This window comes from Enterocloster sp., assembly GCF_057861365.1.
The window spans coordinates 1-12,657 of record NZ_DBMACH010000030.1 but is presented as its reverse complement, the minus strand read 5'-3'; the positions used below and the strand labels follow the sequence as shown (position 1 = coordinate 12,657).

The 12,657-nt window shown below is 48.2% G+C and carries 10 protein-coding genes; 9 read left to right on the top strand and 1 reads right to left on the bottom strand.

The genetic code is table 11. The annotated features are described in order from the left end of the window. Positions 1-1,177 (top strand): YifB family Mg chelatase-like AAA ATPase (locus tag ACZM6M_RS17345; RefSeq protein ID WP_489490625.1); only part of this gene is annotated, 1,177 nt, incomplete at its 5' end. Positions 1,178-1,184: 7 nt separating this feature from the next. Here the strand turns inward: ACZM6M_RS17345 and ACZM6M_RS17340 are convergent. Next, on the bottom strand, positions 1,185-2,033 hold the full coding sequence (locus ACZM6M_RS17340) for a helix-turn-helix domain-containing protein (protein WP_005864065.1): 849 nt from the start codon (positions 2,031-2,033) through the stop codon (positions 1,185-1,187). A gap of 362 nt (positions 2,034-2,395) precedes the next feature. Between ACZM6M_RS17340 and ACZM6M_RS17335 the strand changes: the two genes are divergently transcribed. The 8 genes from ACZM6M_RS17335 to ACZM6M_RS17300 all read left to right on the top strand — a co-directional run bounded on the left by ACZM6M_RS17335 (position 2,396) and on the right by ACZM6M_RS17300 (position 12,450). Beyond that, on the top strand, positions 2,396-3,121 hold the full coding sequence (locus ACZM6M_RS17335; RefSeq protein ID WP_489490624.1) for a DUF4493 domain-containing protein: 726 nt from the start codon (positions 2,396-2,398) through the stop codon (positions 3,119-3,121). Between the two features lie 36 nt (positions 3,122-3,157). Further along, a complete protein-coding gene (locus tag ACZM6M_RS17330) occupies positions 3,158-4,486 on the top strand; it encodes a DUF4493 domain-containing protein (protein WP_121956189.1) in 1,329 nt (442 codons plus the stop codon). A 16-nt stretch (positions 4,487-4,502) separates the two neighbouring features. Further along, positions 4,503-6,242 (top strand): DUF4493 domain-containing protein, encoded by a 1,740-nt coding sequence (locus tag ACZM6M_RS17325; protein ID WP_121956190.1) that lies wholly within the window; start codon positions 4,503-4,505, stop codon positions 6,240-6,242. A gap of 244 nt (positions 6,243-6,486) precedes the next feature. Further along, the gene (locus tag ACZM6M_RS17320) at positions 6,487-7,326 is read left to right on the top strand and encodes a DUF6261 family protein (protein ID WP_057326742.1); all 840 of its coding nucleotides are present in this window, start codon (positions 6,487-6,489) and stop codon (positions 7,324-7,326) included. Between the two features lie 98 nt (positions 7,327-7,424). Further along, positions 7,425-8,096, top strand: coding sequence for a hypothetical protein (locus tag ACZM6M_RS17315; protein ID WP_489490623.1), 672 nt, complete (start codon positions 7,425-7,427; stop codon positions 8,094-8,096). An 18-nt stretch (positions 8,097-8,114) separates the two neighbouring features. Next, positions 8,115-9,776 (top strand): PCMD domain-containing protein, encoded by a 1,662-nt coding sequence (locus ACZM6M_RS17310; protein WP_259320171.1) that lies wholly within the window; start codon positions 8,115-8,117, stop codon positions 9,774-9,776. Between the two features lie 27 nt (positions 9,777-9,803). After that, a complete protein-coding gene (locus ACZM6M_RS17305; RefSeq protein WP_489490622.1) occupies positions 9,804-11,642 on the top strand; it encodes a DUF4493 domain-containing protein in 1,839 nt (612 codons plus the stop codon). A 16-nt stretch (positions 11,643-11,658) separates the two neighbouring features. After that, a complete protein-coding gene (locus ACZM6M_RS17300) occupies positions 11,659-12,450 on the top strand; it encodes a DUF4493 domain-containing protein (RefSeq protein ID WP_011966995.1) in 792 nt (263 codons plus the stop codon). Positions 12,451-12,657: the final 207 nt, after the last annotated feature.

Below are 12,657 nucleotides of genomic sequence, written 5' to 3'. Positions count from 1 at the left end.
GCCTATCGCTATTAAGGCTAGGGAAGAAGGCTTTAAGGGCTTTATCTTACCCAAGCAAAACGCTTGTGAGGCTGCGGTAGTGAACGATCTGGAAGTGTATGGAGCTTCGAATATCAAAGAGGTGCTGGAGTTTATGGAGGGGAAACCGACATTGCGGCCTACGGTCATTGATACCCGTAAGGAGTTTTACGACCGCCAGCAATTGTTTGATTGCGATTTCTCCGATGTCCGGGGACAAGAGAACGTGAAGCGTGCGATGGAGGTGGCCGCCGCCGGCGGGCATAATCTGATCATGGTAGGCCCTCCCGGAAGTGGCAAGTCCATGTTGGCGAAGCGTCTCCCCACGATCTTGCCCCCTTTTACCTTGCATGAGTCCTTGGAAACAACTAAAATCCATTCCGTAGCCGGTAAGATAGGAGGTGGCACCTCCTTGATGGTACAACGTCCTTTTCGCTCTCCCCATCATACGATCTCTAATGTCGCTATGGTAGGAGGTGGCACTTTCCCGCAGCCGGGAGAGATCAGCTTGGCTCATAATGGTGTCCTTTTTTTGGATGAGTTGCCGGAATTTAACAGGAGTGTCTTGGAAGTCATGCGGCAGCCATTGGAAGATCGAGTGATCAATATCTCCCGTGCCCGTTTCACGGTGGAATATCCGGCCGGCTTTATGCTTGTGGCCTCCATGAATCCTTGTCCCTGCGGCTACTACAACCATCCGGACCGTCCTTGCCTTTGTTCTCCCGGAGTCGTCCAGAAATATATGAACCGCATTTCCGGCCCTTTATTGGACCGTATCGATATCCAGATAGAGATTGTCCCTGTCCCTTTCGAGAAGATATCCGAGCAACAGTCCTCAGAGCCTAGTATCGCTATCCGTGAGCGGGTCATAAAAGCCCGTGCGATCCAGGAAAGGCGTTTTGCCGCTTATGAGGGTATTTATTGCAACGCCCAGATGAACTCCAAGCTACTCCATCAGTACGCCGTTCCCGACGCTTCCGGCCTCTCCATCCTCAAAACCGCCATGCAACGTCTCTGCCTCTCCGCCCGTGCCTATGACCGTATCCTGAAAGTCTCCCGCACGATAGCGGACTTGGATAATTCGGAACATATCGAAGTCCGGCATTTGGCGGAGGCTATACAGTATAGGAGTTTGGATAGGGAGAATTGGGGAATGTGAGTATCGACTAACTATTTCTATACTCCTGTGGGCTCATGCCCACATACCGCTTGAAATACTTTCCAAAAAAAGACATATTCGTGAAATTTAGCGTATAGGCTATGTCGTGGATGGAAAGGTTCGTTGATTTCAGTTGAGCTTTAGCGTCCATGATTACCATGGAGGTTATGATCTCTATGCAAGTTTTTCCGGTAGTTTGTTTGATAATGCTGCTTAGATGCGCTTGTGTGATGCCAAGCCGCTTGGCATACCATGCAACGGATCGTTGCATGGTATAGTTTTGCATGACTAATTGAGTGAAGTTCTTGCTGATAATTTCGGCTTTAGAGAGATTGGACGTGTCTGTTGTCTTATCTTTATACATGATGCTGACTCCCATTAATATTCCGGAAAACAGGTGGTTGATGAGACTCCTGTTTAATTGCGAGACACAAAACTGATATGTCTTGATCAACAATTCGAAATAATCTCTCAATAATGATTGGGCTTCTTCTTTTAGTTTGAAAACAGGACTATCTTTTATGGCATAGTGCATATCCATGACCGATTTATTGATATTCGCTTGATTGATGAAATCAGACGAGAATCCCATGAAATAAATTTGCAGATCTCTATCCATTCTATGAATCTGGAAAATCGTACCCGGCAGAATCGTAATAAAACTCCCGGCCTCTACTTTAAATTGCGTCAGATTTATAGATGCTTCCACTTCTCCCCTTAGGCATAACACGAATATTCCCGCCTTTAGTCGACAAGGATAATTAGCGTATAAATTCAGCAATCCAATGTCTTTCTCCGAGAGTTTTCCTATTACCCAATCTTGTGGCAGGTCTATTTTAGGGATGTCATTTTCCATATTCTTACGTAATTTTGATGGCAAATATACGTTTTTTTGAGGATATTTTTATTTGGACTCAATCTAATAAATAGAATAATGAAGAATAAAAACAGGACAGAAGATAATCGTAAGACGCTTTGTTCTTGTTGTTGTATAAAATGGAATCTAAAAAAAAGAATAGGTAATAATAAAAATTGACCTTGTGAGATTCCTAACGAAGTCGTTCTTTTGTACACTTTTTATTAGGTAAATTAAAGAAACAGAAATCAATAAATTTTTGCATGAGAAAATTGAGGACTTTATTAGTAAAAATGGTCTGTGCCTTGGCGGGAGGCCTAATGTTGAGCGCTTGCTCCTCCGAGGAGGGAGGCTCGCAGGCTATGGGCGGAAAAGGTGCGGTAATACTAGACCTTGCCGCCGAGACGGTCTTTGATACGAAGACGAAAGCTGTCGATGAGAGTACATACCTGACGGATCGTCCCCTTGCGGATTACAAGGTGAAAATCTTGGACGCGCAAGGCCATGTGGTATCGGGCTGTGAGTGGAAATACTCGGAAAGGCCCACAGGTTTGATCGAGTTGAGCAACGGCTCTTACACGGTAGTAGCTTCTGATGGGGAAGAGTTTAACGTGAATGCCTCCACCCGTAACGGTATCTATATGTATGGCTCTAGCCGATTCGACGTGAATAGCGATAAGGTAGCGGCTGTAAATGTGGCTTGTAAGCCGGCCTGCGGAAAGCTGGTAGTGAAATTTGGCGATACGATGGCTACTTATTTCTCTGATTACGCCGTTCATTTCTCTACCCAAGCGGCAGGTGAGAACGGTTCGATCATCTGGCCGAAGGGGGATACGGATCCTCTTTACGTGAAGCTGGCCGAGGCCGGGGAGAACGTGACGGCGACTTTCCAGTTTACCAAGAAGGCAGATGGAACGAAGGCCGAGGTCAATACCTTGACCCGCGAGATGAAGTGGGGCAGCATGTGGACAATCACTGTCAACCCGAAAGTAGAGGATACCACCGGCAAGGTAGGCATCACGATTACTTTCGATGATTCCACGAACGATAAGCCTATCGATATCGAGATCCCTTCCGATTGGCTCTAATAGTTATTAGGATGTAAAACCAGTAGAACGAATTTAATGATGAATATAAAATATACGATAATGGCAGGTTGCCTTCTAGTAATGGGGCTGGCTTCCTGCGAGATGAAGAACGAGATCCTCGGGAAAGAGGATGGCTCCTCCGAGATGGGCTTGCTGAATCTTGGGGTAGCTGTAGACGCGAAGAACAACGACGTGCAGACCAAGGCCGATGCTAACCCCGGAACTCCAGAGTCTATCCCATCGGTGAGCGCCACGGGATATATCGTGGAGATCAGTAACAGCACGGGCGTTTACAAAACCCTTACTTACGATCCTACGAATGCCTCCGTGGAACTTCCGGTAGACAGCTACACGATGTATGCCCATAAGCCGGGCGGTCCGACAGAGACAGATCCTTACTATGGTGGAAGCACCTCTTTCGCCGTGAAGAAAGGTGAGGCTACCGATGTCACCGTTACTTGTAAGATGGAAAATACGAAGATACAGCTTGTTTATTCCACGGAAATGCAGACTTCCTTTACTAGCTGGTCGATCACGGTGAAGGCCGGTATGCGGAGCAAGGTGCTTACCTACTCTGGAACGGAGGCTTTCGCGCAACCCTCCGCTTTCTATTGGATGCTAGATGAGGGCGTAAAGGAGATAACAGTCTCTTTCGTGGGAAAGAATAAGGATAATAAGGATATACGCGAGAGCCGTGTGATCACGAAGCCCGCCTCGGCCGAGAGCTCCGACTGGCTGGGTGGCGACGCGTTGGCCATCACGATGAAGCCGGGCACTTATGATCCGGAAAATCCGAATGGTTTGCAGGGTATCGAGATCTCTGCTGAGGTGACGTGGAATGGAATAGAGGATTCCGTAGGCGTGCCGGTGGTGGACGATGACGATGATGAGCCGGAGGGTCCGGTGGATCCGAGTGATCCTTCCGCTATAAAAGTTTCAATACCTCTAACTACTTATACGCTACCGGATGATACGGATAAAAAAGCGGAGGCAATAGCCACTATTACGAGTGAGAAAGGACTGAAAAGTATGAAAGTGATTATAGAGGCAGGTAATGATGGTTTTGGTTCGGTAATCAATGACGAGGATTTAATAAATAATGGTTGTGATTTTAGCAAGGGAGTAGAGTTTGTCGATGCGACTGATAGCAGTCCGGTAATGACATTAATAAAGATGATCGCTCCTAATCTGAAAGCTCCTGCTGCTGGCGCTACTTCTTACCAATTCCCCTTAGGCGAATTCTTTCAAGCGGTAAGTATTTATCAAACGACAACTTCTGCTAATGGCCATGTCTTTAAGATCCGTCTAGAAGATAATGATGGAAATGTTAATGACGAGACCGTTTTATCTATCATAGTAAAGTAAAAGGAGGAATAGAAGTATGAGACAAACATATCAATTTATATTATTGCTTTTAACCGGTGTTTTCTTCTATTCTTGTCAAGGTGATGAATTGAGCACACAGGGAAACGAAGGCTACTTGCGTGTGACCTTGGAGCAAAGCGCGGAGGTGAACACGAAGGCTGATTATAAATCTAAGCAGATGCGTGTGGTGATCAAGAACTCGGCTGGTGTGACGAAGTTTGAGACGAATGACCATACGGCGGACTTGGAGGGTAAAGAACTCTCGTTGAAGCAAGGTGAATATACCATCGAGGCCGTTTCCAACGGATGGGACGGCAATGCCGGAGCGGATCGTGCCTATTACACGGGCAAGACGACGGTGACGATCGAGAAAGGCAAGACAGCGACAGCCAAGTTGGTTTGCTCCTTGGCGAACGTGAAGGTGACGGTGGCTTTCGAGCAGGCTTTCTTGGATAAGTTGGGCAATGGTTCCATCAAAGTGCAGGTAAAGACCGCTTCGGGCACTCTGGTGGATTTCGACCCGAAAGGTACGAGTGTGGCCTATTTCCCGGTTTCCGACCTGACGGTTGCTTATACGGTTGTTTCAGCTGCCGGAAAGACGAACTCCAAGGAGCAAAAAATCTCGGAGGTCAGCGCGAAAGATCATTATATATTGAACTTTAAGAATCAGGCTACCGGCACGGGAAATGTAACCGTAACGGTAGATCCTACGATGAACCTGTACACCTACGACTTCACGATCGATCCGAACGCGAAGAGCGGCGCTACCTTGTCTGCGAACCCGTGGAGCCAGCTCGCTTATCTGATGGCTACTGACATAACGCTTGATTCCGGCGAGCTTTCATCTTTGAAGTTCCAGTATCGTCCAAAGAATACGGATACTTGGATGGATGTGGTGACCACGGTCAATGCTGCTGAATTTTACGCCTCGGCTACTTTAACGGGATTGACTTCCGCTGTAGCTTATGAATATCATTTAACCGATGGAGAGATCGAGGTTGCCAAGGGAGAATTTACTACGGAAGATATGATCTCTTTACAAAATGGCTCTTTAGATGATTGGTCTACTTCAGATAAAGTTCCATTTCCTAATGTTGATGCGAGTACCAAATTTTGGGATACGAGTAACAAGGGTGCTAGTGCAGGAGGTTTGACCCCGACAGAAGCTACCACGGATTTTGTTCATACGCAAGGAGGGAAGGCCGCGAAACTCACTTCTGGAGAAGTTCTGGGTATATTTGCTGCGGCCAGTTTGTATACGGGTACATTTGGCAAAGCTAGTATATTAACTCAGAGTGCGACTGTCAATTTTGGTCAACCTTTTACTTCGCGGCCTATTGCGCTAAAAGGTTTTTATAAATATACACCTGTAGCAATAAATATTGTTAAGAATGCTCCATCAGGTGTAACTATTGTAAAAGATGAGACATTGGACCAGTGCGCTATTTATATCGCCTTGGCAAAGAAGACTTATCTGATTGACAATAAGGATCAAAGTACATTCATCGACTTTAAGGACGACCCCAACATCATCGCCTACGGCGAGCTCCCTTCCGGGGCGGCTACGGAGGGCGATGGCTACGTGGAGTTCAACATCCCGTTGAAATATAAGAACCTGACGGATCAGCCCACCCATATCATCGTGGTTTGCTCATCCAGTAAATACGGCGATTACATGACCGGAGGCGCGGGAAGCACCCTATATGTAGACGATCTTTCCCTCATTTATGACGGAACGCCTACTATCTGGGAATAATTCCCTATATTCGCGAAACCCGTTTCGACCCCTCGAAATCCATTTCCTAAGACCGGTAAATGCCTTTCGGGGGCTCGAGATGCTTTCCCGGGACAAGAAAATACATTTCGAGGTCTCGAGATCCACCTCCTGAAGCGGGAAAACGGCTCTCGACTCCTCAAAATCCATTTTTGGAAACCGGAATGGGCTTTTCGACCCTTCGAACGGGTACAAACGAATAATAACCTTCAAAAAAAATCGAATTATGGGTACATTCACATTGATTCCTCCGATGTCGTTAGGTAACTTGAACAAGGCCGAGAAGTTAAGTCTGTTGAAACGCTACATGAAACTGATGCCGAGCGGCTCCGATTCCGAATCGCCGGACGAGATCTCGTTGCTAGCCGATAGCGGAGTGCCCGCGCTAAACATTTCCGCCGGACAGGTGACACGTATGAATGGCATTATCGATGAGCTGACCGAACTGACGATGCAAGCCTCCTCCTCGGAGGAGACCCCGGAAATGCAGCAAGTGGAGGCCGATCGGGATACGGCGGGTAACTACATAGTCCGCCGCGTGCTCGATTACGCCAAGCTGCCCCTTGCCGCCGAGCGTACCGCCGCCCAACGGATGGAACCCGCCTTGCGCGGTTACCGCGACTTCGCCAACCTGCCCACAGCGCAGGAGACGGAGGTGATCAATGGCCTGCTTATCGACCTAGCGAAGCCCGAGTTCGCCGACTCGGTAGTCACTCTGCAACTGGCACCTTACATCGCCGAGCTACGACGGCTCAACGATCGCTATGCCGAGCTGGCCGCCCTACGCGACAAATCGAGATCGGTACGCACAGAGAATGTGACCTCCAAGGAGCTGTCCTCCGAGGCGCAAGACCTGCTGGACGATATGTGCGCACTGGCCAATGCCTCCAGCCTGTTGCAACCCTCGGAAGAGGCGCGCGTATTTGTTCGTGACGCGACTCATCTTTTCGCCCAGGTACGAACCGCCTACAAGCAACGTTCCAAGGGCACGCCCTCTGGACCCGCCGAACCCGGCACGCCGGAGCCCGGTGGGGGAGGGGATTCCGAATCTCCCGATGAAATATGACTAGAATAGGAAAAATGAGAATAAATAAACTAATCTGTCTGGCCCTCCTCTGCGCCCTTTGCGTAGGGGAGACTTGGGCCCAACGTGGCAAGAGAGCCATGAATCGTATCGACCGAGAAGTGCAAGAGACCGTCTTCATCCCGAAAGGTACGTGGATGGCGGGAGGAACTGTTTCCTACTCCGAGCACGATGAGGGGAATCTGAACTTCCTCGTCTTGAAGAACGTGGAGGGAAAAGGCTACAACTTCGGTGTCAGTCCCTACGTGGGTTACTTCTTCCGCAACAACATCTCTGCGGGCATGCGTTTCGCCTACCACCGCGACTACCTCGACTTGAAGAACTTCGAGTTGAATCTCGGCGAGGATTTCAACATCAGCCTCGACAACCTCTATTATCTGGAGCATAAGTACGAGGTATCCGGCTTCCTGCGCACCTATATGCCTATCGGGCGCAGCAAGATATTCGGCCTTTTCAATGAGGCGCGCCTGACCTATGGATACGGTACGGGCAAGAACTCCACCGGTACGGGCACCACCTACGACGGTTCCTACCAGACGTCGCATAACCTGCAGATCGGTATCGCCCCCGGGATGACGGCCTTCATCACCGACTGGTCGGCCGTGGAGGTATCGGTTGGCGTGATGGGATTCGATTTCAAGTGGGTCGATCAAAAGACGAACCAGATAGAGGAGGGCCACCAGCGCGTCTCCTCCGGTAATTTCAAGATCAACCTATTCTCGATCAACATAGGTATGACTTTCTATCTTTAATAGGGAAAATTTAATTGAATGAAGATACAACGATTGATGCTTAAAGAGAATTTACGCATAGCGAGCCTAGTCGCCTTATTGGGACTGGCCTCGTGTATCGAGAACGATATACCCTACCCGCTGGTGGAGGGTACGATCGGCGAGATCGTGGTGGAGGGCCTGCGCGCCTCGGAAGACGGGACGGTGGCATCCGGCGTGGACATAGACCGCACGGCGCGTACCGTGACGCTTTACGTGAACGACTCCGTAGACGTGTCGCGGCTGAAACTGACGCGCCTCATACTTGATCCCCGCGACGCTACGATCGAGCTGGATTCTGCCCGCTGCGACGATAAGGAGAAATTCCCTTTTCATGATTTCGCCTCGCTCGACAGCCTCTCGTTATCGGCCAATACGCGGCTCGACCTCTCTACGTCGCTTGAACTAAACGTTCGTACCTACCAAGATAATCCATGGACACTTACCGTACGCCAGATCGTGGATCGTACGGTAGACGTAGACGGTATGGTGGATCACTTGGTAGATCCTGTTAGTCGTGTAGCCATGATCTACGTGAGCGCGGATCAGGATCTTTCCAACATCAAGATTCGTACGCTTAACCTTGGCGGGGCCTACGGACGTGTCACGCCCGATCCTACTACCGTGCGCGACTTCACCTATCCGCAGACTTTTTATGCGGCTCGTGCCGGCGAGGAGGTATGGCAGGAATGGAAAGTGGTGATAGAGCAAAGCGAGGGCGGTGCCTCTACCTCGTCTAGCGTCTTCCCCATGGTGACGAAAGCCACGCTTACCGGCTCTGTGCAAAGCGGCAAGACCCCGGTGGTGGAATATAAGGAACAGACGGCTTCCGCGTGGAGCACGACGGCGGACGTGAAGACCTCGGGTACCTCCTTCACCGCTACGATCGGCGGGCTGCGGGGCGGTACGGCCTATGATTATCGCATCAGCGTAGACAACGCGCAGACGGGCAGCGGCTCGTTTACCACCGCCGGCGAGGTAGCTTTGACAAACGGAGGCTTCGAGGATTGGTCGCAAGACGGCAAGCAATGGAATCCGTGGCCTTCGGGTGGAACCTCCTTCTGGGGAACCGGCAACCCGGGTGCGGCGGCTTTCATCGGTAACCTGACGACGCCTACGACCGAGAGCGTGTCAGGGAAAGCTGCCTTGCTGGAATCCAAGGACGCCGTGATCAAGCTGGGGGCCGGGAATATCTTCACGGGCGATTTCGCGTTGGACGGCACGAATGGCGTGCTGCAATTGGGCCGTCCGTTCACCTCATTCCCTACCTCCCTCAAGTTCCAATATAAATATACCTCTACCACGATCAATCGTATCGGGCAGGATGTGGGCAGTCTGGAAAACCTTCGGGGCCGTCCGGACTCTTGCCAGATATATATCGCCCTCTCGGATAAGCCAGAGCCTTACGAGATCCGTACCAAGCCCTCTGTCCGGCAGGTCTTCGACAAGAACGACCGTAATATCATCGCCTATGGCGAGTTCATCAGCGGACAGTCTACCACGAGCTATAAGCAGATTGAGATACCCTTGGAATATCGTGCGACGAATCGTACGCCCAAATATATCGTCATCGTGGCGGCGGCTAGCAAGTACGGTGATTACTTCATCGGGGGGGAAGGCAGTACCCTTTGGATAGACGAGATGGAATTGGTTTATGAATAAAAAGCATTGATATAGGATATGAGAAAGATGATACGACAGATAATGACCTTGGCCACCCTTTGCTGGATGATGGCGGGTTGCGCCGATGAGGTTCTTAACCGTGATGGAGGCAAGGGCGAAGGACGCTTGCTCCTCACCGGGATCGAGGTGGAGTCTGCTGTCGGCGACGTACAGACGAAGGCTTCGCTGGCGGAAGAGGATCTTCCTGAAATTACAGATTTTACGATTGAAGTAGTGAGTGCATCGAATGGTTTGACAGTAAAGATTTTACAGCCCGGAACTACTCATTGTACTCTTTCTGTGGGAAGTTACTTGTTGAAAGCCAGTTATGGTGATCCAACAGCATTGTCTTATACACCGGCTTTTTATGGAGAGACTTCGGTTACCATCGCTCCAAACACTGATACGGAAGCTGAAATTAAAGCTTCTCTTCTACAAGCTGTTTTCCATCCCCGTATGTTGGATGAGTTGATCGCTCAGTTTAGAAGTTATGAATTGACTCTCGGAGTGGCGGGGGAAAAACCGGCCCGATTAGAAAATGATAAGGATTTCTTTTTACCTGCTGGGGATGTTACTTACGAGTTGAAACTTATCGGTACCAATCAAATAGGAGGAGGCGTATCTCATACTTGGCAATATAAGAATCTCGTAGCGAAGACCCGGTATATAGTTGTATGTGATCCTGATCTTCCTGCCTTCACTATTCCAGATCAGAAGGAAAACGATGTCTGGAGTAAATTCATTTATATAACCCCTATGACTGCGGATAACATGACTACCCATCAGGAGATGACAGATAAGGTACTCGCCAATATCGTTTACGAGGCTTCCGCTGATGGACAGACTTGGATCCCCTCCGAATCTACTGTTGATGATCGATTGGTGATAAAGGGTCTTGAACCTTCCACACGATATACGCTTCGCTCTCGTTTTGGAGCGGTATATAGCAGTAATACCAAGACGGTAACTACAGAGGATGCAGCTCCTGTTCCTAATGGGGATTTTGAGGAGTTGAAGGAGACGATTAACGGAACTATAAATCAAGGGGGAAGATGGTCTATAGTGACTGCTGTGTTTTTGAAGTGGTTTCAAACAACACTCTCTATGAAGATTTCTGAACCTGCTAATTGGGCTAGTGTTAACCAAAAAACATATAATACTGCTTCTTCTAATCAAAATTCATGGTATATGATTCCATCTACGTTTAATACATCTTTAAATTGGCTTTCACATCAACCTGAAGCTAAAGCTGTGGGTATTGGGCAGAATCCTTATGATTCGACGGCAGATATTTATAAGGAGCTGTCTGCACAAAACGGAGATAATGCGATGGTCATACGTAATGTTGCTTGGGATCATAGTGGTGCCTCTATCGCTGATAAGAAGCAGACAGGAAATACTTCTTATAGTAATTATTATTGTAGTAATGTCCCTTCAGTCAGCAATCGTTCTGCCGGAAAACTCTTTCTAGGCTCTTATAGTTATAATAATGGTTCGGAAGTTTACAATGAAGGTGTTGCTTTTCTCTCTCGCCCCGTTAGTCTTAAAGGTTTTTATAAATATGTGAATGATTCTCAGGATACTGCAGAGAAGGGTTCTGTAACCGTTCAAGTATTGAATGGTACTACGGTTATAGCTTCTGGTAATATTGAATTGGTTGTGGCGAGTGAATATACAGAATTCTCGCTTCCATTAGTTTATTCTCGTTACGATTTAAAAGCTACAGATCTTCATATTATGATTTCTTCTTCTAATCATACGAATGAGGGAGATATAAAGACTACTAATTATGTAAATAAGGAGGAATGTTGTTCTCGTGGTGCGATGTTGACAATTGATAACTTGATATTCTCTTATGAATTATAAAACATAACATTGAATTATGAATAAGCGAATCCTATATATATTATCCGTCCTGTGTTTCTTGTTGCTCGTCTCTTGCACGAGCGAGGAAGAGCTTGCGCCTGCTGAAGAGCAGGGCGAGATCTGGCTATCCGTAGTCGATACCTCGAAAATCGAGATTGTTACCCGTGCCTTGTCCGGCTTTGATGTAAAGGATTTCAACGTGAGCCTTTCCCGTGGCGAGACGGTAGTTTTCTCCTCCCGTAAATATGGCGATATCGCCGGTGCTCCAATCACTTGTAGCGCTGGCTCCGGCTATCTCCTTACGGCAGAGAGTTGCACGGAGAGTGAGGCAGAGCGTACCAATAGCGGTTGGGGGCAGGCTCGTTTGGCGGGGAAAACCTCGTTTACTGTCAAACCCGTGGAGCCAACGGAAGTAACGCTGAAATGTGCCTTGGCAAACTCCTCGGTAAATGTCGAGTTCAGCGATTTTATCAAGAAAAACCTCTCGGATTACGCTATCACCCTGTACGCCGCCGACGCGTCGAGCCGTAGCTTTACCTTCAACAAGAACAACTATAGCTACAAGACCGCCTATTTCAACGTAGGTGCGGTGGGGAGGGCCTTACAATATACCGTCAGTCTCACCTTACCCGGCGAGAAGGAACCTCATACCTATTCGAACGTTTTGACCTTGGAGCCTTCGCATAGCTATCATCTTACGGTGAAACTGGATGATGAATCCAAGTCAAAAATCTCGATCGGAATTATGGTGGATGGTACGCTAGTCGAGGAAAAGACTTTCACGGAGATTATCAATCCTTATGAATAATCGGAATATGTTTGGGCATTGAAGGATGGGTGCAATCTTTCAATGCTTAAATATATATTCTCAATTTAAATTTAGATAAACGAGATTAAGGTCCCTTTCTCGGAAGTCGTAATAGCCGCCGTGTAAATCTTATCTTCGATCTTTATTATAATAATCTTCTTTTTGTCGAAGAAATTACCTTTTTCGATGATGCCAAGAGCTTCCGCC